Source organism: Mycobacterium lentiflavum (assembly GCF_022374895.2).
GTDB classification, from domain to species: domain Bacteria; phylum Actinomycetota; class Actinomycetes; order Mycobacteriales; family Mycobacteriaceae; genus Mycobacterium; species Mycobacterium lentiflavum.
In genome coordinates, this window is record NZ_CP092423.2 from 4885367 (window position 1) to 4909258 (window position 23892).

Annotated in this window: 24 protein-coding genes and 1 tRNA gene; 7 read left to right on the plus strand and 18 right to left on the minus strand. The window is 66.7% G+C overall.

All coding sequences use genetic code 11. The annotated features are described in order from the left end of the window. Positions 1 to 551: 551 nt before the first annotated feature. From MJO58_RS22660 to MJO58_RS22675, 4 genes are read right to left on the minus strand one after another with little or no spacing between them, the layout of a single operon-like run. Positions 552 to 2231 (minus strand): amidohydrolase family protein, encoded by a 1680-nt coding sequence (locus tag MJO58_RS22660; protein WP_239721054.1) that lies wholly within the window; start codon positions 2229 to 2231, stop codon positions 552 to 554. Between the two features lie 14 nt (positions 2232 to 2245). Next, positions 2246 to 3457: an amidohydrolase family protein gene (locus MJO58_RS22665; protein ID WP_239721055.1), complete on the minus strand. Its 1212-nt coding sequence runs from the start codon at positions 3455 to 3457 to the stop codon at positions 2246 to 2248. A gap of 20 nt (positions 3458 to 3477) precedes the next feature. Continuing rightward, on the minus strand, positions 3478 to 3948 hold the full coding sequence (locus tag MJO58_RS22670) for a nuclear transport factor 2 family protein (RefSeq protein ID WP_239721056.1): 471 nt from the start codon (positions 3946 to 3948) through the stop codon (positions 3478 to 3480). Continuing rightward, positions 3945 to 5537, minus strand: a complete 1593-nt coding sequence (locus MJO58_RS22675; RefSeq protein WP_239721057.1) for an FAD-dependent monooxygenase — start codon at positions 5535 to 5537, stop codon at positions 3945 to 3947. The genes MJO58_RS22670 and MJO58_RS22675 overlap by 4 nt, the downstream gene beginning before the upstream one ends. An 83-nt stretch (positions 5538 to 5620) precedes the next feature. Between MJO58_RS22675 and MJO58_RS22680 the strand changes: the two genes are divergently transcribed. Next, entirely contained in the window at positions 5621 to 6205 is a 585-nt protein-coding gene (locus MJO58_RS22680) for a TetR/AcrR family transcriptional regulator (protein ID WP_239721058.1), read from the plus strand. A gap of 183 nt (positions 6206 to 6388) precedes the next feature. On the opposite strand, the gene MJO58_RS22685 is transcribed toward MJO58_RS22680, so the two are convergent. From MJO58_RS22685 to MJO58_RS22720, 9 genes are all read right to left on the minus strand, one after another. Further along, positions 6389 to 6541, minus strand: coding sequence for a helix-turn-helix domain-containing protein (locus MJO58_RS22685; RefSeq protein WP_239721059.1), 153 nt, complete (start codon positions 6539 to 6541; stop codon positions 6389 to 6391). 401 nt (positions 6542 to 6942) lie between these two features. After that, a complete protein-coding gene (locus tag MJO58_RS28845; RefSeq protein WP_350355901.1) occupies positions 6943 to 7824 on the minus strand; it encodes a protein rep in 882 nt (293 codons plus the stop codon). A gap of 251 nt (positions 7825 to 8075) precedes the next feature. Next, positions 8076 to 8435 (minus strand): tyrosine-type recombinase/integrase, encoded by a 360-nt coding sequence (locus tag MJO58_RS22690; RefSeq protein ID WP_239723409.1) that lies wholly within the window; start codon positions 8433 to 8435, stop codon positions 8076 to 8078. 54 nt (positions 8436 to 8489) lie between these two features. Beyond that, the gene (locus MJO58_RS22695; protein ID WP_239721060.1) at positions 8490 to 9179 is read right to left on the minus strand and encodes a tyrosine-type recombinase/integrase; all 690 of its coding nucleotides are present in this window, start codon (positions 9177 to 9179) and stop codon (positions 8490 to 8492) included. Positions 9180 to 9269: 90 nt separating this feature from the next. Continuing rightward, positions 9270 to 9342, minus strand: a tRNA-Ala gene (locus MJO58_RS22700). A gap of 50 nt (positions 9343 to 9392) precedes the next feature. After that, positions 9393 to 10418, minus strand: a complete 1026-nt coding sequence (sepX, locus tag MJO58_RS22705) for a divisome protein SepX/GlpR (RefSeq protein WP_239721061.1) — start codon at positions 10416 to 10418, stop codon at positions 9393 to 9395. A 202-nt stretch (positions 10419 to 10620) separates the two neighbouring features. Continuing rightward, positions 10621 to 11274, minus strand: coding sequence for a GNAT family N-acetyltransferase (locus MJO58_RS22710; RefSeq protein ID WP_217493147.1), 654 nt, complete (start codon positions 11272 to 11274; stop codon positions 10621 to 10623). 17 nt (positions 11275 to 11291) lie between these two features. Beyond that, positions 11292 to 12584, minus strand: a complete 1293-nt coding sequence (gene glp, locus MJO58_RS22715) for a molybdotransferase-like divisome protein Glp (protein ID WP_090606066.1) — start codon at positions 12582 to 12584, stop codon at positions 11292 to 11294. A gap of 116 nt (positions 12585 to 12700) precedes the next feature. Beyond that, the gene (locus MJO58_RS22720; RefSeq protein WP_239721062.1) at positions 12701 to 13615 is read right to left on the minus strand and encodes a UTP--glucose-1-phosphate uridylyltransferase; all 915 of its coding nucleotides are present in this window, start codon (positions 13613 to 13615) and stop codon (positions 12701 to 12703) included. A 76-nt stretch (positions 13616 to 13691) separates the two neighbouring features. On the opposite strand from MJO58_RS22720, the gene MJO58_RS22725 reads away from it, so the two are divergent. The 4 genes from MJO58_RS22725 to mscL all read left to right on the plus strand — a co-directional run bounded on the left by MJO58_RS22725 (position 13692) and on the right by mscL (position 15982). Beyond that, positions 13692 to 14297: a 5-formyltetrahydrofolate cyclo-ligase gene (locus MJO58_RS22725; protein ID WP_239721063.1), complete on the plus strand. Its 606-nt coding sequence runs from the start codon at positions 13692 to 13694 to the stop codon at positions 14295 to 14297. 73 nt (positions 14298 to 14370) lie between these two features. Then, complete coding sequence (locus MJO58_RS22730) at positions 14371 to 14712, plus strand: FmdB family zinc ribbon protein (protein WP_090606076.1); 342 nt, start codon at positions 14371 to 14373, stop codon at positions 14710 to 14712. A 66-nt stretch (positions 14713 to 14778) separates the two neighbouring features. Next, entirely contained in the window at positions 14779 to 15456 is a 678-nt protein-coding gene (locus tag MJO58_RS22735; protein ID WP_239721064.1) for an SAF domain-containing protein, read from the plus strand. A 64-nt stretch (positions 15457 to 15520) separates the two neighbouring features. After that, positions 15521 to 15982: a large-conductance mechanosensitive channel protein MscL gene (gene mscL, locus MJO58_RS22740; RefSeq protein ID WP_239721066.1), complete on the plus strand. Its 462-nt coding sequence runs from the start codon at positions 15521 to 15523 to the stop codon at positions 15980 to 15982. Between the two features lie 33 nt (positions 15983 to 16015). Here the strand turns inward: mscL and MJO58_RS22745 are convergent, their stop codons facing one another. The 5 genes from MJO58_RS22745 to rpmF all read right to left on the minus strand — a co-directional run bounded on the left by MJO58_RS22745 (position 16016) and on the right by rpmF (position 20748). Further along, a complete protein-coding gene (locus MJO58_RS22745; RefSeq protein ID WP_090606087.1) occupies positions 16016 to 16576 on the minus strand; it encodes a MogA/MoaB family molybdenum cofactor biosynthesis protein in 561 nt (186 codons plus the stop codon). Next, positions 16576 to 18135, minus strand: coding sequence for a S1C family serine protease (locus MJO58_RS22750; RefSeq protein WP_090606090.1), 1560 nt, complete (start codon positions 18133 to 18135; stop codon positions 16576 to 16578). The genes MJO58_RS22745 and MJO58_RS22750 overlap by 1 nt, the downstream gene beginning before the upstream one ends. A gap of 73 nt (positions 18136 to 18208) precedes the next feature. Further along, a complete protein-coding gene (locus MJO58_RS22755; RefSeq protein WP_090606093.1) occupies positions 18209 to 19768 on the minus strand; it encodes a HAMP domain-containing sensor histidine kinase in 1560 nt (519 codons plus the stop codon). Then, complete coding sequence (locus MJO58_RS22760) at positions 19768 to 20451, minus strand: response regulator transcription factor (protein WP_090609576.1); 684 nt, start codon at positions 20449 to 20451, stop codon at positions 19768 to 19770. Before MJO58_RS22760 ends, MJO58_RS22755 begins: the two co-directional genes overlap by 1 nt. A 123-nt stretch (positions 20452 to 20574) precedes the next feature. Continuing rightward, positions 20575 to 20748, minus strand: a complete 174-nt coding sequence (gene rpmF, locus MJO58_RS22765; RefSeq protein WP_090606095.1) for a 50S ribosomal protein L32 — start codon at positions 20746 to 20748, stop codon at positions 20575 to 20577. Between the two features lie 247 nt (positions 20749 to 20995). On the opposite strand from rpmF, the gene MJO58_RS22770 reads away from it, so the two are divergent. Both MJO58_RS22770 and MJO58_RS22775 read left to right on the plus strand, forming a co-directional pair. Then, positions 20996 to 22708, plus strand: a complete 1713-nt coding sequence (locus MJO58_RS22770) for an acyclic terpene utilization AtuA family protein (protein WP_239721067.1) — start codon at positions 20996 to 20998, stop codon at positions 22706 to 22708. Continuing rightward, positions 22705 to 23853 carry an acyl-CoA dehydrogenase family protein gene (locus MJO58_RS22775; RefSeq protein WP_090606100.1) on the plus strand — a complete coding sequence of 383 codons (1149 nt, stop codon included), beginning with the start codon at positions 22705 to 22707 and terminating at the stop codon, positions 23851 to 23853. Before MJO58_RS22770 ends, MJO58_RS22775 begins: the two co-directional genes overlap by 4 nt. Positions 23854 to 23892: the final 39 nt, after the last annotated feature.

Genomic DNA, 23892 nt, shown 5'->3' on the forward strand with positions numbered 1-23892 from the left:
CTCTCGGGCGTTTACCGATCACTACCAAAGCGTGTGGTCGCGGCCAGTTTGGAGCGTCACATCGTCGCACCGACGACTCTGCACCTTCGACGGCCTATGCGCGCATCCTGCTTGGGGGTGGATCCTCCGGAGCCGCGATTGCCCATACGGTTCGTGGAATTCGCTAGGACGCCTGCGACTGAATGGCGGTGCTCCGAGCTATGACACTGGCCCGGTGGGATCGATGAATCGGTGACAATGTGCGCGACGGCGCAGCCCTGAGCAAGGACTTCATCGCCAGCATCGCCGAGCTCGGAGTGCTGGCGCCGATCACGGGTGTATGCGACCCGAGCGTTCCGAAGTGGTCCGCGTCCGCACGGCCAGCGCCGCACCGCGGTGTGAGACGAGATATGAGACATCGTCACCTGGGGCGATGCCACGGGGAGGGATTCCCGCAACCCCGTCTCTTTTCTTTAGAAATGAGACAGAGGACCGCTGTCGGACGGAGTTCAACTAAGAGCGCGCGGTCGATCATCATCGTCCGCTTAGCCACGGTGGTGGCGGACATGACGTCAATCCAACCTGGTCGCGTGGACGACGGTGCACGGCAGGTGAACGCGTCCGCTGTCGACGAGCGGCAGGATCACAGCCATCCGCTCGGCCATCTGGCGCATCTGCCTGCCCTGCGCGGGTGGCATCCGCTGCAGAACCTCGTCCGGCCAATCCCCGAAGCTACCGGAAAAGCCCGCGGCGTTGCCGAGCAAGGATGTGGGCCCGAGGAAATCGATCCGCCAACGGGCATCTGCGAGGGCCTGGCGGATCTCTTCTTCGGCGACGATTTCCGGCGCGATGACACCGTTGACGTTGTCGGCGGAGAAACAGTAGAGGAACAACCGCGCGCCCGGCCTGGTCGCGCGGCGCAGCGCGACCGGGTAGGCACGCCTGCCGGCGTAGTCCAGGCAGTGGTAGAGAGCACTGTCGATGACAGTGTCGAACTGTGCGTCATAACCAGCCAGTTCGGTGGCGTCGGCAACCTGGAAGCGCACCCGCGCACCGGCCGCGGCAGCGCGGGCCCGGGCCTGCTCGATCGCCGTCGGCGAACTGTCGAGACCGGTCACCGAGTAGCCGCGCTGCGCCAGGTAGATCGCATTGTCGCCCTGGCCGCAGCCGGCGTCGAGCACCTCCCCGCCGATCGCGCCGACTGCTTCGAGTTCCATCAGGCGCGGCTGCGCCTGTCCGATGTCCCAGGGAATCCCGGCAGGGGCGGCCGAGCCCGGGAATGCCGCCTCTCCGCGGTACAGGCGATCGTACAATTCGCGGTTGTGCTCGACGGCTTCCGCCGCAGGAAGGCTCACCCGGCGGGCGAATCGGGGGAACAGGGCACGGCTGGAGCCGGAAAGAATTGCGTCCTTTTGGATTTGGTCGAATCCGGGGTAGTCGGTGAGCTCTTTCAGGCTTTCGGCCACGCCCGGTTCGGACCGCATGGGGTAGTCGGAGCCGAAGAGGATGTGCGAGGCGTCGACGAGCTCGGTCAGGGCGGCGAAGACAGCAGGTGATGTCGAGAGCGCCAGGTCGTAGTACAGCGTGCGCAACGCGGCTTGCACCCGTATCGCGGACGGGGTGATGGCCCCGGTTTCGGCGGCCACGGTGCTGAGCCGGTATGCGAGGAAGGGCAGGACGCCGCCGGCGTGCGAGACGATCCAACGGATTCGTGGGAACCGTTCGATCTTGCCACGATATATTAGGTCGATCACCGCCCTGGCGGTGTCGAAGGGGAACTCGCACAACCATTCCGGGCGGTCGAACAACGGCACTCCGGCCGGCGGCTGGCCCGGATGCAGCAACACGACAGCGCCGCGGTCGTCGAGTTCGGTGAGGATGGAGTCCATGCGGTCGTCGCCGACGTAGATTCCCGCGTGGTTGCTGGGAAGGCATAAGCCATCCGCATGCAGTTCCGCGCAGGCGTACTGGATTTCGGCCGGGGCAGCGTGCGGATCCTCGGCCGGCACACAAGCAAGGAAGCCGTAGCGCGAGGGGTCGTGGCCGGCCTGCTCGGCAAGGGCGGTGTTGATCGCGCGCACCTGCGGGGCGGACCCGGACACCGGAAGCGACAGCAGGATTCCGCCGATGCCGACGCGGTCCATCGCCGCCCGGTCACTGTCGATGCTCCAGTCCGGCGCGGGCGTGCCCGCCGCCCGGTGCGCGTTGAGCAGGACGTGGTGGTGGATGTCGATGACGGTGCTCGATGCCATGGCGTGAACCTTTCTTAGTGCAGTCGGACGCCGCGGCGCCAGACGGCTTCGATGTTGAGGGTGTCGGAGATGTCTGCGGTGGGATCTCCCTTGACGAGCAGCAAGTCGGCGCGTGCGCCGTTGACGACGCGGCCGCGGTCGGTGAGTCCGAAGCGGCGGGCGGTCACCGACGTCGCGCTGCGCAGCGCCTCCACCGGCGACAGGCCGGCACGCACCAGCAGCTGCAGCTCTTCGTGCAGACTCGCGCCGTGCGCGGTTCCGCCGACGTATTCCACCGGGTGGGACACGTCGGTGCCGGCCAGGATGTCGACGCCTGCGCGATGCAAGGCGGCGACGGTGTTCAGGACGGTGTCCAGGCTGCTGTCGTGGAAGGTGTCGATGCTGCCGCGCAGTGTGCCCAGCCATGTCTCATCCAGTCGAGTTGCCACCCGCGGGTCGGCGGCCAGCGCTGCTCCGGTGTGGCCGAGGATCGAGGCACAGGTCACGGTCGTGGCGATCACGAATGCGCCGGAGCGCACGATCACGTCGATGAGCTCCGGGGTGGCGCCCTGGTCGAGGAAGACATGGGCGAGTCCGTCGACCCCGGCCGCGATCGCACGCTGCGCCGCGTCGGCGGTCAAGGTGTGCGCGAGCACGATCTTGTCGTGCTCATGAGCTGCGCGTACGGCTGCGCGCAGGATGTCGTCGCGAAGGACCGGGGTGCCCGGTTTGTCGAAGACCCGACCGTCCTCGACAAAGACTTTGATGTAGTCGCTGCCCTGCGCGACGCGTTCGGCGACGATCTCGGCGGCGCGCTGCGGGCTCGTCGCGTAGGGGAACTGACGTTCCTCGCCGGGACGCTGGTTGACCTGGGGTGGAATGAGCTCGTGCGGGTGGCCGCCGGGCGGGGTTATCCCCAGACCCGCCGAGCGGACGTCGGCGACGTCGTCGTGCTCATCGACGTAGGCGCTCTGCTCCGGTGACCAGAAGCCCTGCATTTCCAGTTCGGTGGTCACGCCGAATGTCAGTGCTATGCGCAGGAATTCCGGTTCGGTGTGGGTGTGCGCGTCGATGAGGCCGGGAAGCAGCGTCCCACCGTTGGCGTCGAACACGTCGATGTCTGCCGGCGGATGCGTTCCGACGTTGACGATCGTTCCGTCGTGGATCAGCACGCAGCTGTGGTCGGTGATGTTCTCGCCGTCGAAGATGCGTGCGTTGGCGATCGCGGTGAACGGATTGGTGCTCATGGTTTCTCCTGATCTCGTCGTCAGTGGCGGGGCGCGGAAGTCCCGGCCGGTATGCGAAACCCTTGTCCGATGTGGAGGGTCTTGATACGCCAACCGGCGGGTGTGCGCACATAGGTCATCTCGGCGCCCATATGGACCGTTCCGGGCCGGCCGTCATAGACCGACGCGATCCACAGTTGCCATCGGGCGGTGGCGGTGTCGGCGTCGGCGTCGACGGTGATGATCGGGTTGAGGAACGTGTGCATCGCACAGGTCACGCGGGCCGTGGCGGCGGGTAGTTCGGCGGCGATGGCCTGGGCGCCGACCGTGGTCCCGAAATCATCGCTGCTCCAACGTGCATCGGCGGTGAAAACTTCGCTGATGGCGGCCAGGTCAAGTGCCTTGCCGTCGTACCCATGGTTGATCGCGTCGGCGTAACGCGCCGTCACGATCTTGATAGCTTCGGTGTCTTCGATCCGGCACAACCGCTGTTCGACAAGCGATTCAGTCATGGCCGCGCCTCCGTGGGGCGGCGTGCGGCCGCGGCGACGTGCGCGAGGGTCTCGGTCAGGGCCCCAGCCGTGTCGTAGGGGGCCGTCGGCCAGCGCGCGGCGATGTAGCCGTCCGGCCGAACCAGGGTCGCGCCGGTGCGGGACAGTCCATAAGCGTCGAGAAACGCCTGCGGTCCAACAACTTTCGCCGGGTCGATAAGCTCGAATGTCGTGGGGACGCCGACCTCTTGAACAGCCTCGGCGACGGCGGGCGCCCAACGGTGATCCTCGGCGAGAACCGTCCAGGTCGCTCCGAAGAGGTCCAGGGTCGAGATGGTGTGGCCGTTATCGGTATGCAGCCACAGGTGCGGTGCCCGGGTGCCGGGCTGACCTGCCCACTGGTCGGGGCGCTGGGCAGGTGGCAGATCTGCCGGGGCACCGTCTATGGCGGCCGAGCGGTAGAGCTGGCCGAGTTCCATGGCGACGTCGTCGATGACGGGAGTGTCGCTCACCGGGCCGCTCAGGTGTGCCTTGTAGTCGGCTCGGGCGAAGATCTGTTCGTGGCGCAGCCACGCGATCGGTCGCCGTTCGGCGTCGTAGGTGTCCAGCAGCTGCGGTGTCGAGGTGCCGGCCAGGACGGCGGCGAGCTTCCACGCGAGGTTGTGGACGTCGTCGATGCCGGTGTTGGCGCCGTAGCCGCCGCGATTGGGGGGAAGCTGGTGGGCGGCGTCACCGGTCAGAAAGACGCGCCCACTGTTGAACCGGTCGGCGATCCGGGCCGCTAACTCCCAGCGTCCGGTGGTGAGAAGTTCGATCGGCAGATCGTCATCGCCGACGGCGCGCCGGATCAATCGGCGTTGCTCGTCTTCGGAGTAGTCGCGGTCTTCGGGGAGCATCAGCACCCACCGGCCGTCGCTGTAGGTCGTCAGGAACGTGTCCCAGCCGGGCTGACTGATCTCGAACTGCACCACGCCGCTTTCCAGGTAGGCATCGAGCGGGGCGCGGAACAGGATGCTGCTCTGCACCGACAGCAGTCCCTGCCCGCTGCGCCCGATACCGAGCGCTTCGCGGACCGGGCTGTCCGCCCCGTCGGCGGCGATCATGTACTGCGCGCGCAGCGCGTAGGGCGCACCGGTGTCGCGGCGGCGCACGGTGGCGCTTACTCCTTCGTCATCCTGAGTGAACGCGACGAGTTCGGTGCCCAGACGCAGGTCGGCACCCAGAGTGGCGGCGCGGTCCCGCAGGATGGGCTCGAGATGGTCCTGGGCGATCGCCGTCGTGTGCACCGGCGAGTACTCGATGTCTGGCCGTGATCCCGGTTGTGACCACGGATATTCCTCCTGCCAGTTACCGGCCAAGCTTTCGACCCGGGCGCGCCGCGGCGGGCCGCCGACATGTGCGGTGTCCGGAACGGAAATCCCCACCGCGCGAAAAAGCTCCAAGGTCCGGGCCGTATAGCCGATTGCGCGTGGGTGCTTGGAGCTGCCCTGATGACGTTCGACGAGCACGACGGGCACACCGCGCCATGCGAGGAACACCGCCGCGGACAGGCCGACGAGACTGCCGCCCACGACCAGCACCGGTGTCGACTCAGGATGTTCGGACGTCATCGCAATCTCCCTCCGTATCGCACCTAATAGCTTTATCCACTTAAATATTAGTATCACTGCAGTTCCCTACCTACACTGAGGGAGTGGATGACCTGACGGTGGGACGGCGTGCCCGCAAGAACGCCCAGACCCGGGAGGCGCTGGCGGCCACCGCTCGGCGACTGTTCCTGAAGAACGGCTATGACACGGTGAGCGTGAAGGACATCGCCGACGCTGTCGACATCTCGGTCCCCACGTTGTTCAACCACGTACCCGACGGCAAGGCGGCCGTCATCTTCGACGATGGCGCCGAACGGATGGACAGCCTGCTCGCCGCGGTGCGTGAGCGCCCGGCCGGCCAGTCGGTGATGTCCGCGCTACGGCAATTCATGAGCGGGCGCGGACCGTTCGTCGACAAGCCGTCGCCTGAGTTCCGTGACCTCACCGAGCTGATCCTGAAAACCCCTGCCCTGCGAGAGTATTCACGCAAGCTGTGGATACGCTGCGAAGCGCCGCTGGCCGGCGTCATCGCCGACGAAGTCGGGCGCGAACCGGGCGATCCCACCGTCCGCGCCGTCGCGCGCTACGTCCTCGAGATCCCCGAATTCGTCGGCACCGACCCCGACCCGCAGACCTCCCTGAACGCGGTTTTCGACCTACTCGAACACGGTCTGGATCAACGAAACTGAACCGCCGCGGCGAGAAGCCGACGTAATTCGCGCCGTTCAGCGGGGGAAAGCTGTTCCAGGACAAGGTACTCGGCGTCCTGCACAGCCGAGGACAAGCTCTGCATGAGGGCCGTGCCTTTTTCGACAAGGTGGTGGGTCGTGCACGACCGCTGGATACCGCATCGGGTCGTGCCACCAGACCGGTCATGCAAACTCTTCAAGGTCGCGTTCATCGTCTGGGGCGTGACATCGATCGCGCGCGAGTTCGGCGCTGGACATGCCGGGTGTCTCGACCAGCATGCGCAAACACACATATTCAGCGAGCGTCAGGGCGAACGGCTTGAGCGCGGCGGCCATTTCCGAGCGCTGCCGAAGTTCCAACTGGTAGAACAGCGAGCCAAGCGTTCTGGACCATATCAGTCATACTGACATATATATCAGGCGGACTGATATATATGAGTCATGTCCCGACCCCAGAACTTCGACTTTGACCCCGCCTACCGCGGAGAAGCACAGTGACGACACGTTGTTGTATGAACGTTGTAGTAAAGTTAGAGGATCTCCTTGCTCGCCAACGTTATTGGCGAGCGGCTCTCTTCCGTATCCAGTCTTCCGCACTGGTCAGCACCTCGCCTTGCTCGCAGCGGACATCACGCGCTAAACAACACAACCTCGATCTCCACATCGGGAGGTTGTAATCCGAGCCGATTCGACCCTCGAGGCCCCTCCCCCAGAGTGAAAGGTCGGTCGATCTGTGATTAGTTGGATGAACGCGCTATTAAAGAACGCGCTATTAAACAAGACTGTGGCCTACCGATACACAGCTCTTCGATGCCGGCGGAGGCGACGAACTGCACACGCTTTTTTTGCGAGACGGCCCTTGTGAATTCCTCCCACAAGGCAAGTCCTTGCCCGGTGGATTCCAGATGACTGAGGATGGCCATTGGCGATCGAGAGCCATTGGGGGAGGTGTGCATTGTGGTGCCGTTCAAGCAGTACGCAGCTAGCCGTTCTTCCGTGCCAGGCGTCATTGGTCGCAAGTCCTGAGCGTGTACGGACGCGCTCCCTCCCTTGCGAACGACGCCGGCGGCGAACCTCCTACCGACGCAGAGTTGCAGGCGATTGAGTTGAACCGCATCGAGTTCGACGTTAAGGAGGAGGATCACGTGAAAGTGAACGTTCCAACCGGTAGTTGGGCTGTATACGATCTCGGTGCACCGAAAGTATCCGCGGATACCGTAGATCTGCTTGTCCATAGTCCACACTGCACCGCGGGTGAGCGCTTTCCATCCTGCCTCTATTCGGTCCCAAAGCGTGGCGAGATCGTCACTGGGACAGTGGGATTGCGTAAGAGTCAGAAAAGCCACCGCTCCGCCGTCCGCTGTCCACGATCGCAACACGCGTTGGACCTTGCGCATCTGCGTTCGAGAAACGGCGTAGCCGCACGTGGGGCACAGCCACTTGCAGTTGCAGTTGCAGCGCGTGTCCAGGATCTCGCTGGACGAGCCCGCCGCGCCCTTCCCGAACCTGCGGCCAAAGGTCTTAAGTCCCCGGCGCATTGACAGACGCGCCCCAAACAAGCGCAATTTGTATCGTCGCCGCTTCGCGGCCGCAAAACCGCCATCAGTGTTCTCGGACATACATGCCCTCTCGCTGGTCTACGGCGACCGCTGGCCAAGGGGAGATTTTCTTCCCTCACCCTCTAGGGCCCGCAGCGATACAAACAACAGCGCGGCGCACCATTAGAGCTTTTGTGACCCGTGTGCCCGCGTGAAATGCCCGTCCAGCTAGCCCCATTCAGGACGAAGGTCGCCGCCGGAAACTACTTCGCGGGACACGTGACTCGAGTCGAGAGATTTGGCAAATCCGACCGCAGCGATCCTCTGCCGCTTTACGGCGATTCGAGTGCTTTGCTGACGACGTCGGCAACCACCCGGGACGACTGCCGATCCAGATGGCCGTAGCGGTCGGAGGTGGTCTGGATCGACTCGTGGCCGAGATGACGCTGCACGACCGTCAGCGGGACACCGGCCTGGATTAGCCAGCTGGCGTTGGTGTGGCGGAGGTCGTGTATACGCGGCTTTTTACTCAAACCATTTTCCCGGGCCCTAGCCACAGCCGGGACCCAAGCGTTGGTGTGGAAATTCTGTGCTCGCACTGGATCATCCGGCCCTCCGCGCCAGCCTCGTCCGGAGTTGGTGAAAACCCAGTTGCCGGACAAGTCCAGCTTGGCGAGAACGGATGCTCCCACGTCGACCGTGCGGATGGACCGCCTGGTCTTCGGCGGTCCCAACTGGTATCCCTCCTAGGGCACGTAGCGCCATGCCCGTTGGATCCGGACGGTGCCCTCAGCGATGTCGATATCGCCGGGCGTGAGCGCTGTGGCTTCCCCGAACCGAGCGCCGCTCGCTACCAGAAACTGGACGAGGGGCCGCCAATGAGAGCCAAAGCTGGAAAGCAAGATCCCGAACTCTTGGTGAGTCAGGAATACCATCTCGGCGGGCTCGTCGCGACGCAACCGATTTCCGTCACAGGGGTTGGCCGATATTTGCCCACCCCGCACCGCCGCATTGAGGACACCGGCCAGGAAGCCGTGCTTGTTCGACGCGGTCTTCGCGGAGCCGGTCAGGCTGTTGAGCCAGCTGGCAGTATCGGCGTTGGTTAGCGCCGTTAACGGCAGAGGTCCGATCTTGCTTGGCGCGATGTCGTTTACGATGTAGCGCCGGTACCGGGCGCGGGTTGCGTCATTAATCCCCGTCAGGTGGTCCACATGATGAGTGCACCAGCTGGCCACGGTGAAGGCGTCCGCGGACGGCGTGGTCGTTGCCCAGACTTCCAAGGCTTTCGCGGGGCTGGTCTCGTTGGCCAGCTCCTGAAATCTCACGGCCTCGGCGTGGTCGTTGAAAGAAGAGGAGGACTGCTTGCCGTTCAGCACATACAGCACCGAGGTATAGGTGCTTCCGTCGCTGCGATGGCGGATTCTGAGGCTGGCCACCCCCGGATTCTAAGCCCCCAACTTGACGGGAGCGTTGACGCCGAAATGTGATAACTCCGATTTATCGGCCTTCAACTGCGATTTTGCTTGTGGAGCTAAGGGGAATCGAACCCCTGACCTTCTCGATGCGAACGAGACGCGCTACCAACTGCGCTATAGCCCCTGACCGCTAGCAGGCTACCAGTTCTACGAAGGGGCCAGCACCGCCCGGCGCTACTGGCCGACGGCGCGGGGCAGGTCCCGGGGCCAGCCGTAGTTCTGCTGCGGCATCGCGTAGTCCAGGTGCTCGAAGATCGGGTCCTCGTCGTCGATCTCGAGGACCACCGCGCCGGGGCGTCGCAACCGCGACGGGACCACGTCGTAGTCGCGGTCGCGGGTGTTCTCCACACCGAAGCGGGCGCGAGCCATCCGCTGCGTGCGGCGGCGGCGGATTTTCTCCTCGATTCTGGTCTGCCGGCGCAGATAGCCCAGGTAGAGCAGTGTGATCACGGTGGCTACGCCGCATACCCACCATGCGGTCGGGCTGATTTCGAACGCTGCCGTCGCCGAGCCGACCAGGATGACGGCCATCACCATCAACACCTTCTTGCGGAAGGCGTACTTACGGGCGGTGACGGCGGCGGCGGTCTTGGTGTCGTAGCGGCGGCGACGCTGGGCGCTCGATGGGACCACCCGCTCGGGCGAACCCGGGTCCTCGTCCTCAGCCTCCGGCTCCAAACCGGACGAATCCTCGACGTATTCGTACTCATCGTCGAGGTGATCCTCGTCGGCTTCCTCATGCTTTTCCTCGTCCACTGGGGCGAGTTCGGGTTCGGTGGCCACGGCGCTGGCGCCCGACGGCAGTGCGTCGGAATCTTCCACGACGTCGACGTCCAGGTAGTCGGGCTCGGCCGGCTCGGCGGCCGCCATCCTCATCACCACCGGACGGGCGGGGCGCAGTTCCTCGGTCTCGGCATCGTGTTCGTCGTCGGCCTCGGCGAGGTCGTCGCGGTGCTCCGCGTCGTCAAGCTCGTCGTCGGCGGCGTCTTCCGGCTTCCAGTGTGGATCGCTGCGGTGACCCGAGGCCGGACCGCTGCGCCGCAGCAGGCGGGACCCGGTGCCGTTGAGCACCCTGGTCGCCAGCGCCACGTCGCTGGTGCGTCGCACGGCGTCACGCTTACTGATCAGCATCGGTACCAAGACGAACAACCAGAGCACCACGAGCGAGATCCACAACAACGACTGCGGGATGCTTGGCATGATTACCTGCTCCTTCTGGTCGAGATCCCCTACGAGGCCGATTGTTGACCTGCGCGGCCGGGACCTGCGACCAGCGCAATTACACACCTGTAATTTGCCTCAATCAAGCATCACACGCCACATATGTCACGTGAGCCACAGAAATATTGCGATTTGTCTATGGCGGCGGGTCGTCGAGCACGTCGGCGGAGCAGCAGCGCGACTACGCCCAGCGCGCGTGTCCGGCGCGGACCAGCGTCGATGCCACCGATCCGTAGACCTCCTCGGCCGTGATGGCCATCAGGAGATGGTCGCGCCACGCCCGGTCGACCTCGAGGTAGCGGCGAAGCAGCCCCTCCTCACGAAAGCCGACCTTGGCCAACACGGCCCGGCTGGCGACATTCTCCGGACGCACGGTGGCCTCCACCCGATGCAGCATGACCGGCCCGAAGCAATGGTCCAGGCCCAGCGCCAGCGCCCCGGTGGCCACTCCCCCGCCGGTCGCCGAGCTCGGCACCCAGTAGCCGATCCACGCCGACCGCAACGCACCGTGGGTGACGTTGCCGATCGTCAGCTGCCCACAGAACCGCCCGTCGAGCTCGATCACGTACGGCAGCATGCGGCCGTTGCGGGCCTCGGCACGCAGTCCAGAACACAACGCCGGCCAGGCCGCGACGGTGTGCCGCAACGCCCAGTCGCCGTCGGAGGTGGGCTCCCACGGCTCGAGATGCGCCCGGTCGGCCAACCGGTGGCGGCTCCACTGAGCGCCGTCGCGCATCCGGACCGCGCGCAACCGGACCACACCGGCCGCGACCCGCAGCGGCCCCACCGACGACGGCCAACCGGGGTGACGGGCGCTAGAGCGCAAGAGGTTCACGGGCGTGCGCAGTTGAGTCAGCCGCGCTGGGCCAGGAACGCGACGTCGACGATCTCACCGGTGCGAATCTGTTCGGCACCACTCGGAACCACAACTAGACAGTTTGCCTCAGCCAGCGTCGCGAGCAAATGCGAAGACGCCCCGGGAGCGCCGCCCAGCGCCTGCACCAGATACTCGCCGCTGTCCTGGTCGCGCATCAGCTGGCCGCGCAGGTAACCCTTGCGCCCGGCCACCGACGTGATCGGCGACAGCGTGCGGGCCTGCACGATCCGCCGCATCGGCTGGCGTTTGCCCAGCGACAGCCGGATCAGCGGCCGCACCATCACCTCGAAGACCACCAGCGCGCTGACCGGGTTGGCGGGCAGCAGGAAGACCGGCACACCGTCGCGCCCAAGCTGCCCGAAGCCCTGGACCGATCCGGGGTGCATGGCGACCCGGACGACCTCCATGTCACCGAGCTCGGACAACACCACCCGCACTGCTTCGGCGGCCGCACCCCCGACCCCGCCGGCGATCACCACGACCTCGGCGCGATTGATCTGCCCTTGGACGATTTCGCCGAGCTCCGCCGGGTTGTTGGGCACGATGCCGACCCGGTTGACCTCCGCGCCGGCATCCCGGGCCGCGGCCGCCAACGCGTAGGAGTTGACGTCGTAGACCTGCCCGTTGCTCGGCGTCCGCGAGATGTCGACCAGCTCGCCGCCCACCGCCATCACCGACACCCGCGGTCGCGGGTGCACCAGGACCCGCTCCCGACCGACCGCGGCGAGCAGCCCCACCTGGGCCGGGCCAATGATCGTCCCGGCCCGGACCGCGACATCGCCGGGCTGGACGTCGTCGCCGGCGCGCCGCACGTAAGCCCCCGACGGCGCGCCGCGCAGGATCCGCACCTTCGACGTGCCCCCGTCGGTCCACCGCAGCGGCAGCACCGCGTCGGCCAGCGTGGGCAGCGGCGCCCCGGTCTGCACCCGGGCGGCTTGGCGCGGCTGCAACCGGCTCGGCGTCCGCGCCCCGGCTTCGATGGTCCCCATCACCGGCAGGACCAGCCCCCCGGGGTTGTCCTCGTCGGCCATTGGCTCGCCGGTCTCGTCGAGCGACAGATCGCCGCCGACCTCGCCGATGCCCAGCACGTCGACGCTGCGCACCGCATAGCCGTCGATCGCGGCCTGATCGAAGCCGGGCAGCGGCCGCTCGGTCACCACTTCCTCGGCGCACAACAATCCCTGCGCCTCCGCAATGGCAACCCGTATCGGGCGCGGAGCTACCGCGGCCGCGGTTATCCGGGCTTGCTGCTCCTCAACCGAACGCACTCGCCGCGCCTCTCTGCCGTCACCGTGACGGCGCGCCGTATCGGGCCCGCTAGAACCGATCGAGCCCGATCGAGCCCGATCGCCCGGTCGTACTCCGGGCCCGGCATGGCGGCCGGCTACTGCTCGTTCAGGCCCAATCGCGCCACCAACCACCGCCGCAATTCCGGGCCGTAGTCGTCACGATCCAATGCAAAGTCAACCGCAGCCTTGAGGTAGCCGCCGGGATTTCCCAAGTCGTGTCGAGATCCGCGATGCACGACGACGTGAACCGGATGGCCCTCTTTGATCAGCAGCGCGATCGCGTCGGTGAGCTGTAGCTCGCCGCCGGCACCGTGGTCGATGCGGCGCAGCGCGTCGAAGATGGCCCGGTCGAGCAGGTACCGGCCGGCCGCGGCATACAAGGACGGGGCCGCGGAGGCCTTTGGTTTTTCCACCATGCCGTTGACTTTGAGAACGTCGGAATTGCCCGCACCAGGGATAGCCTCGACGTCGAAAACACCGTAGGCACTGATCTCCTCGGGCGTGACCTCGATGGCGCACAACACCGTGCCGCCGTACTCGGCGCGCACCTTGGCCATCGTCTCCAGCACGCCGGTCGGCAGCACCAGGTCATCGGGCAGCAGCACCATGACGGCGTCCTCGTCGGGTGTCAGCGTGGGCTCGACGCAGCCGATCGCGTGTCCCAGCCCGAGCGGCTCGGCCTGCACCACCGACTCGACCTTGATCAGCGCCGGCGCGCGACGCACCTTGGCCAGCATCGCCTTCTTGCCGCGGGCTTCGAGCGTGCCCTCCAGCACTAAATCCTCGACGAAGTGCGCGACCACGCCGTCCTTGCCCTCGGACGTGATGATCACCAACCGCTCGGCGCCGGCCGCGGCCGCTTCCTCGGCGACCAGCTCGATTCCGGGCGTATCGACGACGGGCAGCAACTCTTTGGGCACCGTCTTGGTGGCCGGCAGGAAACGGGTGCCCAGACCGGCTGCGGGGACGATCGCCGTGTATGGGATCGGGACTTCATCTGGCCGTGACATCGTTCACACCATAGCGCTCAGAGGGGTTGCCGCCGTTGCATGGCAGGCCGAATACCCGTGCTGTCATCGTTGATGCATGACGACTTCGACTAAGGCCGCATTGCGCGAGCAAGTGCTGGCGGCCCGAAGTCTGGTTGCCGGCGACGTGCATGCCGTACAGGCGCGGATGCTCAGCGAACAGCTCGCCCTCGCGGTGAGCAGGGACAGCACCGTCTGCGCCTACGTTCCGGTGGGTAGCGAGCCGGGTTCGATCGCGATGCTGGACATGTTGCTGCGGCACTCCGGGCGGGTGCTGTTGCCCATTGCGCGCACCGCCGGTGACGGCACCCCGATGCGGCTGCGCTGGGCCGAGTACCGGCCGGGCGAACTCGTCGTCGGCCGCTGGGGCCTGCTCGAGCCGCCGGAGCCGTGGCTGCCGGACTCGGTCCTGGCCGAGGCGGAGATGGTGGTGGTCCCAGCGCTGGCCGTGGACCGCCGGGGTGTGCGCCTGGGCCGGGGCCGCGGCTACTACGACCGGTCGCTGGACGCCAGGAACCCGCAGGCCCGGCTGATCGCGATGGTGCGCGACGAGGAGTTCGTCGAGGAGTTACCGGCCGATCCGCACGACGTGCCGATGACCCACGTGATCACCCCGGGCCGCGGCGTCGTGGCCCTGCGCGCGGGTGAAATCGCCCGGGAATGAGACGGATTTCATGGCTGTTTTAGCACTCAGGCACTGTAGAGTGCTAACAAGCTTATCTAACGGAGGTTATGGAGTGCCGACCTACAGCTACGCGTGCACCGAATGCGGCGACCGCTTCGACGTCGTACAGGCCTTCACCGACGACGCCCTGACCACGTGCAACAAGTGCTCGGGCCGACTGCGCAAGTTATTCAACTCCGTCGGCGTCGTGTTCAAGGGCAGCGGCTTCTACCGCACCGACAGCCGCGAGTCGGGCAAAAAGTCGTCGTCGACTGCGAGCAACGGGTCGTCGACCAACGGATCTTCCGAGAGTTCCAGCTCGACCGACAAGTCCTCGTCGAGCGAGAAATCCGGCTCCAGCGACAAGTCCTCGTCCAGCGCGAAGTCGACCACGTCAGCCGCGGCCTCCAGCTAGCGGGTTATCCACAGCACACCTCCAATTCGGGAACTTCGCGCTGCCCGCTGCACTTACCGTTGCGGCGTGGGAGAACCATTGCTGAACCCGGCGCTGCTGCACCGGATATCGGTATCGCTGCGCCCGGACTGGACCCGGACCGTACTGGCCCGCCGAGTGGCGGCGGGCGGGCTCGTCGTATTGGCCGGGATCGCGGCGGTGCGCTCGAATCCGGACGGCGATCGCGTCGACGCGGTGGTGGCCACACGTGACTTGACTCCCGGCGCGGCGTTGACCTCCGACGATGTTCGAGTCGAAAAGCGTTTGGCGACAACACTTCCCGATGGCTCACAAGCAGATCCAGGCGCGGTGGTCGGTTCGTTGCTGGCCGGTCCGGCGCGTCGGGGCGAGGTGCTGACCGACGTGCGCCTGCTGGGCAGCCGGCTCGCCGAGGCCGCGATCGGATCGAACGCCGCGCCGGGCGCGCGCATCGTGCCGCTGCATCTGGCCGACAGTGCACTCATCGACCTGGTGCGTGCCGGCGACGTGGTCGACGTACTGGCCGCGCCCACCGATTCGCAGCCGGGCACCAAGGCGGCCAGCTTGGTGGTCGCCACCGATGCCGTCGTGGTACTCGTGTCGCCGAAGCAGAAAGTCCAGACCGCCGACGGTGACCGCGTAGTGTTAGTTGCGCTGCCGGCCCGCGTGGCGAACACGGTGGCAGGCTCGGTGCTAGGGCAGGCAGTAACCCTCACCCTGCACTGAGTACCTGACTGCCGCTTGCCACAGAACCAGCAGCAAACTATGTCCAGCCCAGAAAGGACGTCGAATGCTCAAGGGGTTCAAGGAATTTCTCGCGCGGGGCAACATCGTCGACCTGTCGGTCGCGGTGGTCATCGGTACGGCATTCACCGGCCTGGTCACCAAGTTCACCGACAGCATCATCACGCCGTTGATCAACCGGATCGGCGTCAACCAGCAGTCCGATGTCGGCATCCTGAAGATCAGCATCGGCGGCGGCCAGACGATTGATCTCAATGTGCTGGTGTCCGCCGCGATCAACTTCGTCCTGGTCGCCGCGGTGGTCTACTTCTTGGTCGTGCTGCCCTACAACACTTTCCGTAAGCGCGGCGAGGTCGAGCAGGCCGACGACGCTCAGATCGTCTTGCTGACCGAGATCCGCGACCTGCTCGCGCAGACCAACGGAGGGTCTTCGTCGGGACGGCACGGCGGGACGGGCATCACGCCGCCGCCCGAGTACGGGCCGCGCGCGGACGCCGAGTCGCGCTAAGTTCCCGCGGTTAGGACGCTGCGCCGCGCGACTTTAGATCTCGAGGCTGGATAACTGCCCGATGATCTGCGCGGCGAGGGGATTCAGCGTCGCCATGCCGTCGCGCACCGCGTACCGGGAACCGGCAAGGTTGACCACCAACGTGCTTCCGGACACGCCGGCCAGACCGCGCGACAACCCGGCGTCGATGATTCCCGCCGACAGCCCGGACGCTCGGACGGCCTCGGCGATGCCGAGGATTTCCCGGTCCAGAATCTCGACAGTGGCCTCCGGGGTGACATCGCGCGGGGTCACTCCGGTCCCGCCCACCGACACCACCAGATCCACCCCACCGATCACCGCGGTGTTCAGCGCGTTGCGGATCTCGACCTCGTCGGCCGCGACCGCCACCACACCGTCGACGACGAATCCCGCCTCGGTCAGCAGCTCGGTGACCAGCGGCCCACTGTGGTCTTCTTCATCCCCGTGGGCGGTGCGATCGTCGACCACCACAACCAGAGCCCGGCCGACTACCAATTCCGCACCCGTTTCCATGGGTGCAACCGTATATCCGAGCTCGGACAGGGGCTCGTTCAGAGGCTCGTCGAGTCTCATCACTGATCCGCCTTGCCGAGCGTGACCTGCACGGTCCGGCTGCCACCGCCGGGATCGGAGAAGGTCAGCGATACCTTGTCGCCCGGCGCCTTGGACCGCACCGCGGCGACCAGCGCGTCGGCGCTGCTGATCGGACGGTCGTCGACCTTGGTGACGACCACGTTCTTGGGCACGCCCGCGTTCGCGGCCGCGCCGCCGGTCACGACGTCGACGACCTTGGCGCCCGGCGTGCTCTTGTCACTGGTCACCTGCACGCCCAGCGACGCATGCGACGCCTTGCCGGTGCTGATCAACTCGTCGGCAATGCGCTTGGCCTGGTCGACCGGAATCGCGAAACCGAGCCCGATCGAACCACTTTGGGCGTCCGGCGAATCCGACCCCAGAGTGGCGATCGCCGAGTTGATGCCGACCAGCTGCCCCTGCAGGTTGACCAGCGCACCACCGGAGTTACCCGGGTTGATCGCGGCGTCGGTCTGAATCGCGTCCAGCACCGTGTTCTGGTTGCCCGACTCCCCAGTCGTGGACACCGGCCGGTTCAGGGCGCTGATGATCCCGGTGGTCACCGTGCCCGACAGCCCCAGCGGGGAACCGATCGCCATCACGGGCTGGCCGACCCGCACATCCGACGAGGAACCCATCGCGATGGGGGTCAGGCCGGAGACACCCTGCACGCGGATGACGGCGATATCGCTGGTGGGATCGGCGCCCACCACGGTGAACGGCGCGGTGCGGCCGTCCGAGAAGGTCACCGTCGTTTTCGGTGCCGGACCACCCGGTCCACCGGGCGGCGGGCTGGCGGGCGGCGGGCTGCCGGGCGTCGGTCCACCCGGTCCACCGGGACCCTTCGGCGGGGCGGCGGCCGCGGCGATGACGTGGTTGTTGGTCAGAATCAGCCCGTCGGACGACAGGATGACGCCGGAGCCCTCTTCTGATGCCCGACCGATGTCGGTCTCCAGCATCACGACGCTGGGCACCACCTTCGCGGCGACCTGTTCGACGGTGCCGGGCGGCATGTTGGCCGCCGGAACACCGGGTGTGGCACCCGACGGTCCGCTGCCACCGCTGGCGGTGGTCGAGTGCGTCCCCAGTTCGACGACCGTGGCGGCGGCGCCGCCGATACCCGCCGACACCACCGCGATCGCCAGCGCACCCGCCACCAGCAGGCCGGCGCGGCCTCGCTTCTCCGGTCGCGGGGGCCCCATCGGCGGCAGCATGCCGGGGATGGGCCCCGTCCCGGTGGCTCCGGGAATCGGCCCTACTCCCGTGCCTCCATGAATCGGGCCCGCGCCGGTAGCGCCGGGGATGCGGCCCGGCCCGGTGCCGCCGGGTATCGCACCCGCCCCGGTGTCCCCGAACGGCTCATAGGGCCGGCGGTATTGCGAGGTCTGCGACGGTGGTGACTGCTGGCCTTGCTGGTACCGCCAGTCGTAAGGCTGGTTGTACGGTTGCTGGTGCCCTTGGGCATACGCGGGAGCTCCACCTGGTTCAAAGGGCTGGTTAGGCGCGCTGGGATATCCCGGCTGCTGCGGCGGTGGCGAATACCTCGGGTCATTCGTCATGTCGCTAAGTCGCTCTTCCTCTAATTGGGATGCAATCGAGCTCGACTTGCTCGATTGCCAACACTAACTGCATCTACCTTGCGCGTGCGGACTGAGAGTCCACTGAGATAACGTTCGCCGATTCCCGAGAGTTCGCTGCGTCGTCATCTGTGGGAACGGCGGGGTCGGTCTTGGCGTCGCGGGTGGTGTCGTCGCCACTGTCGGTCCCGGCCGTCGGGTAAGCCGACACCGGCAGTGGCCGACCGGGAAGCAGCACGTAAATCGATGTCCCCGGAGGATGGCCTCCCGGAATTGTGTCTTCGACCCGCAGCAGCCCGCCGTGGTTGAGCACCACCTGCTTGACGATGGCCAACCCCAGTCCCGAACCCGGCAGGGCCCGCGCCGTCGTCGACCGATAGAACCGCTCAAAGACCAGCCGCCGCTCGTGCGGCGGGATACCCGGGCCGAGGTCGGAGACGATCAGCTCGGCGTGCGACGGGTCGAGCTGGCGCATCCGGACACCGACGTGGCCGCCCGGCGGACTCCATTTCGCGGCGTTGTCCATCAAGTTCAGCGCCGCTCGCGACAGCCCGGCGTTGTCGCCGTAGACCTGCCATCCGATCACGTCGACGTCGAAATGAATGTCGTTGCGCCGCCGCCTGACTCGCTCCAGGCTGCGGTCGATGACCTCGGACATGTCGACCGGCTCGTGTACTACCTGGCCGGCGTCGTCTCGGGTCAGGTCCACCAAATCGCCTACCAGAGTGGACAATTCCTCGATCTGCGCCAGCACATCCGACCGCAGGTCCACCATCTCCTGCTCGGGCAGCCGCGGCGCCCCCGGTTCCATCGACGCCATCAGAAGTTCGACGTTGGTCCGCAGCGACGTCAGCGGGGTACGCAATTCGTGTCCGGCGTCGGTGACCAGCCGTGCCTGCCGTTCTCGCGACTCGGCGAGTGCGCGCAGCATTAAGTTGAATGCCTCAGTGAGCCTTGCTAATTCGTCGCTGCCGAACACCGGGATCGGCCGCAGGTCGTCGGTGCGCGCGACCCGCTCGGCCGCCTCGGTCAACCGGGCGACCGGCCGCAACCCGGCCCGGGTGACCATGCCGCCGGCCACGGCGGCGACCGCGACTCCGATGCCGCCGACGATCAGCAGCACCCAGCGCAGTTTCGTCATCACCGCCTCGGTCGGCCGCAGGCTCTTGGAGATGATCAACGAACTGCCGTTGGGCAGGTGGATCGCCAGGATGCGCTGGTCGGAAGCGGTACGACGGGACATGAACAGGTCACCGCGGATCACCGCCTTCTCCGGCGCATCCACGGGCAGCGTCTGGCCCGGCTGCTGGGCGGTGTAAATCGAGTGGCCCGGGTTCACCAGCATCGCGTTGACGTCCGAATACGCCGTGCCCTCGATCGCCTTGGCCGGGTCGGCGGCCAGCGATCCGCTGGCGATCAGCAACTGCGCGCGGCTGTCCAGCTGGTTGTCGATGTCGCTGTAGAGCGCCGCGGCGATCACCGCATAGACCGCGAACGCCATCAGCACGACAACCATCGCCACCATCGACATCGCCAGCAACATCACCCGCCACCGCAGCGACAACGAACTGGGGGCTCGCAGTGGTGCGCGCCGACGTCGTTGGAACCGGATCATCAGGGCGGCGTCTCCCGAAGGACGTAGCCGACGCCGCGCACCGTATGGATCAGGCGTGGTTCTCCGTCGGCTTCGGTCTTGCGGCGCAGGTAGCCGACGTAGACCTCCAGCGCATTGCCCGAGGTGGGAAAGTCGAATCCCCACACCTCTTCGAGAATGCGGCTTCGGGTGAGCACCCGGCGCGGGTTGGCGATCAGCATCTCCAGCAGCGCGAACTCGGTGCGGGTCAGGCTGATCCGGCGGTGCCCTCGGGTGACTTCACGGGTCACCGGATCCAACGCCAGATCGGAGAAGGTCATCGCGACCGACTCGGCGTCCTCGGGCTTGGTGCGGCGCAGCAGCGCGCGCATCCGGGCCAGCAGCTCCTCGAGGGCGAACGGCTTCGGCAGGTAGTCGTCGGCGCCGGCGTCCAGGCCGGCGACGCGCTCGGACACCGAGTCGCGGGCCGTCAGCACCAGGATCGGCAGGTCGTCGCCGGTGCTGCGCAGTTGGCGGCAGACCTCGAGACCGTCCAGCCGCGGCATCATCACGTCGAGCACCACCGCGTCGGGCCGGTTGCTGGTGATCACTTCGAGTGCCTCGACACCGTCATTGGCCAACTCGACGGAGTAACCGTTGAAGGAAAGCGATCTGCGCAGCGATTCGCGGACCGCGCGATCGTCATCGACGACAAGAATGCGCACGGCCACTAGTTTCGTCCTACGGCCTGAGAGCGGCCTGAGAGGCGCGCCGGGTATTTGCCGAGATGTCTGCCCGACGACGACGATGCGGGCCAGCAGGGCCCGATGAGGAGTTGGGCAATCCAGCTAGCGTCGGTCGAGATCGAGCAGGCCAAGGCGAGCCGCCTTGAGCAGTCGACGCGGCACCTTGTGCTTCTGGCCGGCCACGGTCACGCCGACGAGCTCGGGCTTTTCGGCCTTCCACTGCGAGCGGCGGCTGCGGGTGTTCGAGCGCGACATTCTGCGCTTGGGTACGGCCATGGTCGGGCCTTCTCCTCGATTTGGGTTTCGGGTCGGTGCGTCGCGCGGCATGACCGCTGGGGCCGACGGCGACGATTGCCCTAAAGAATAGTCGGTGACCTGCTGGTGGCCAAAATGGGCCACCCGGCCTGCGCGGCTATGACGGCAGCGCCGAGACGGGCATCCTTGACGTGACACCGGCGGTACCCGCTAACCTACCGGGTGGTTGGTTGGTCGAGCACCGGTAATTCCTGAATGGAGGACGCCAATGGCCTCTGGTTCTGGCTCATCCGGTGCTGTCCGGATCGCGAACTGCTCGGGGTTCTACGGCGACCGGCTCGCGGCGATGCGCGAGATGCTGACCGGCGGCTCCATCGACTACCTCACCGGCGATTACCTGGCCGAGCTCACCATGCTGATCCTGGGCCGCGACAAGATGAAACACCCGGAGCGCGGCTACGCCAAGACCTTCCTGACTCAGCTCGAGGACTGCCTCGGCGAAGCCCACGACCGCGGGGTGCGCATCGTCGCCAACGCCGGCGGCCTCAACCCCGCCGGACTGGCCGAGGCGATCCGCGCGCTGGCGCAGCGCCTGGGCATCGCCGCCCGAGTGGCCCACGTCGAGGGTGACGACCTGGGGCCCCGCGCGGCAGAACTCGGGCTGGGCACGCCGCTGACGGCGAACGCTTACCTGGGCGCGTGGGGCATCGTCGATTGCCTGGCCGACGGAGCCGACGTCGTCGTCACCGGTCGGGTCACCGACGCCTCGGTGATCGTCGGCGCGGCGGCCGCACACTTCGGCTGGGGCCGCACCGACTACAACGAACTCGCCGGCGCGGTGGTCGCCGGACACGTCATCGAATGCGGCGTGCAGGCCACCGGCGGCAACTACGCGTTCTTCACGGAAATACCCGACCTGTCCTACCCGGGCTTTCCGCTGGCCGAGGTCAACGCCGACGGATCCTCGGTGATCACCAAGCACCCCGGCACCGGCGGACTGGTCAGCGTCGACACCGTCACCGCGCAGCTGCTCTACGAGATCACCGGCGCCCGCTACGCCAACCCGGACGTCACTGCGCGGATGGACTCCGCCGAGCTCGGTGCCGATGGTCCGGACCGGGTCAGCATCAGCGGTGTGATCGGTGAGCCGCCGCCGCCCACGTCCAAGGTGTCGCTGAACAGCATCGGCGGATTCCGCAACGCGATGACCTTTGTGTTGACCGGGTTGGACATCGAGGCCAAGGCCGAGCTGGTGCGCCGCCAACTCGAGGCCGGGCTCACCGTCAAGCCCGCCGAGCTGCAGTGGACGCTGGCGCGCACCGATCACCCCGATGCCGACACCGAGGAAGCCGCCAGTGCGCTGCTGCACTGCGTGGTCCGCGACCCCGACCCCGCCAATGTCGGACGCCACTTCTCCTCGGCGGCAGTGGAATTGGCGCTGGCCAGCTATCCGGGCTTCCACGTCACCGCCCCGCCGGGCGAGGGCCAGGTCTACGGCGTCTTCAACGCGGGCTATGTCGACGCCACCCTGGTGCCGCACATCGCGGTGCACACCGACGGTACGCGCGTCGATATCCCTTGTGCCTCAGATACTTTGGAGTTGACGCCCGCCGCTGCACCGGCGTTGCCGCAACCGCTGCCCGACGGCCCGACCCGGCGCGCGCCGTTGGGCCGCGTCGCCGGTGCCCGCAGCGGCGACAAGGGCGGCTCAGCCAACGTCGGAGTCTGGGTGCGCACCGAGGACCAATGGCGTTGGCTGGCCAACACATTGACGGTCGACCTGCTCAAGGAGCTGCTGCCCGAGGCGGCGGACTGCGACGTCACCCGTCATGTACTGCCCAACCTGCGCGCGGTGAACTTCGTGATCGAGGGCATCCTCGGTCAGGGCGTCGCCTACCAAGCGCGGTTCGATCCCCAGGCCAAGGGGCTGGGCGAATGGCTGCGCAGCCGTCACGTCGACATCCCGGAAAGCCTGCTATGAGCATTTGGACCACCCCGGAGCGCGAACAGCTGCGAAAGACGGTGCGCGCGTTCACCGAACGCGAGATCCTGCCGCACGTCGACGAGTGGGAACACACCGGCGATCTGCCACGCGACTTGCACCGGCGCGCCGGGGCGGCCGGACTGCTGGGCGCGGGGCTGCCCGAAGCGGTCGGCGGCGGTGGCGGCGACGGCGCCGACGCCGTGCTGATCTGCGAGGAGTTCCACCAGGCCGGCGGCCCGGGCGGCGTCTTCGCCTCGCTGTTCACCTGTGGCATCGCGGTGCCGCACATGATCGCCTCGGGTGATCAGCGGCTCATCGACGAGTTCGTCCGGCCGACGTTGGCCGGAGAGAAGATCGGATCGCTGGCCATCACCGAGCCCGGCGGCGGTTCCGACGTCGGGCATTTACGCACCAGCGCGGTGCGTGACGGCGACCACTACGTGGTCAACGGCGCCAAGACCTACATCACCTCCGGGGTGCGCGCCGATTATGTCGTCACCGCGGTGCGCACCGGAGGACCTGGCGCAGCCGGGGTTTCGCTGCTGGCTGTCGAGAAGGGCACACCGGGCTTCGAGGTGAGCCGCAAGCTGGACAAGATGGGCTGGCGGTCGTCTGACACCGCCGAGCTGTCCTACGTCGACGCCCGGGTGCCGGTCGCCAACCTGGTCGGCGCCGAGAACAGCGGGTTCGCCCAGATCGCGCAGGCGTTCGTCTCCGAGCGGATCGGCCTCGCCGCGCAAGCGTATTCGAGTGCACAGCGGTGCCTGGACATCACCGTGGCCTGGTGTCGCGACCGCGAGACCTTTGGGCGCCCACTGATTTCGCGCCAGTCGGTGCAGAACACCCTGGCCGAGATGGCCCGTCGCATCGACGTCGCCCGCGTCTATTCGCGCAATGTGGTGGAACGCCAGCTCGCGGGTGAGACGAACCTGATCCCGCAGGTGTGCTTCGCCAAGAACACCGCCGTCGAGGCCGGCGAATGGGTGGCCAACCAAGCCGTTCAGCTGTTCGGCGGCATGGGCTACATGGCCGAATCCGAAGTCGAACGCCAATATCGGGATATGCGAATCCTGGGCATTGGCGGCGGTACCACCGAAATCCTGACCGCACTGTCCGCCAAACTGCTGGGATTCCAATCATGATTGCACCGCCTTCTTCTCATCGCTCCGCTCTGCATCGTC

Excerpts from the sequence above, each read along its gene's own strand:
- MJO58_RS22660 (WP_239721054.1), bottom strand. The coding sequence starts at position 2,231 with ATGGCATCGAGCACCGTCATCGACATCCACCACCACGTCCTGCTCAAC.
- MJO58_RS22665 (WP_239721055.1), bottom strand. The coding sequence starts at position 3,457 with ATGAGCACCAATCCGTTCACCGCGATCGCCAACGCACGCATCTTCGAC.
- MJO58_RS22670 (WP_239721056.1), bottom strand. The coding sequence starts at position 3,948 with ATGACTGAATCGCTTGTCGAACAGCGGTTGTGCCGGATCGAAGACACC.
- MJO58_RS22675 (WP_239721057.1), bottom strand. The coding sequence starts at position 5,537 with ATGACGTCCGAACATCCTGAGTCGACACCGGTGCTGGTCGTGGGCGGC.
- MJO58_RS22685 (WP_239721059.1), bottom strand. The coding sequence starts at position 6,541 with ATGGCCGCCGCGCTCAAGCCGTTCGCCCTGACGCTCGCTGAATATGTG.
- MJO58_RS28845 (WP_350355901.1), bottom strand. The coding sequence starts at position 7,824 with ATGTCCGAGAACACTGATGGCGGTTTTGCGGCCGCGAAGCGGCGACGA.
- sepX (WP_239721061.1), bottom strand. The coding sequence starts at position 10,418 with ATGCCAAGCATCCCGCAGTCGTTGTTGTGGATCTCGCTCGTGGTGCTC.
- MJO58_RS22720 (WP_239721062.1), bottom strand. The coding sequence starts at position 13,615 with ATGTCACGGCCAGATGAAGTCCCGATCCCATACACGGCGATCGTCCCC.
- MJO58_RS22725 (WP_239721063.1), top strand. The coding sequence starts at position 13,692 with ATGACGACTTCGACTAAGGCCGCATTGCGCGAGCAAGTGCTGGCGGCC.
- mscL (WP_239721066.1), top strand. The coding sequence starts at position 15,521 with ATGCTCAAGGGGTTCAAGGAATTTCTCGCGCGGGGCAACATCGTCGAC.
- MJO58_RS22745 (WP_090606087.1), bottom strand. The coding sequence starts at position 16,576 with ATGAGACTCGACGAGCCTCTGAACGAGCCCCTGTCCGAGCTCGGATAT.
- MJO58_RS22750 (WP_090606090.1), bottom strand. The coding sequence starts at position 18,135 with ATGACGAATGACCCGAGGTATTCGCCACCGCCGCAGCAGCCGGGATAT.
- MJO58_RS22755 (WP_090606093.1), bottom strand. The coding sequence starts at position 19,768 with ATGATCCGGTTCCAACGACGTCGGCGCGCACCACTGCGAGCCCCCAGT.
- rpmF (WP_090606095.1), bottom strand. The coding sequence starts at position 20,748 with ATGGCCGTACCCAAGCGCAGAATGTCGCGCTCGAACACCCGCAGCCGC.
- MJO58_RS22770 (WP_239721067.1), top strand. The coding sequence starts at position 20,996 with ATGGCCTCTGGTTCTGGCTCATCCGGTGCTGTCCGGATCGCGAACTGC.
- MJO58_RS22775 (WP_090606100.1), top strand. The coding sequence starts at position 22,705 with ATGAGCATTTGGACCACCCCGGAGCGCGAACAGCTGCGAAAGACGGTG.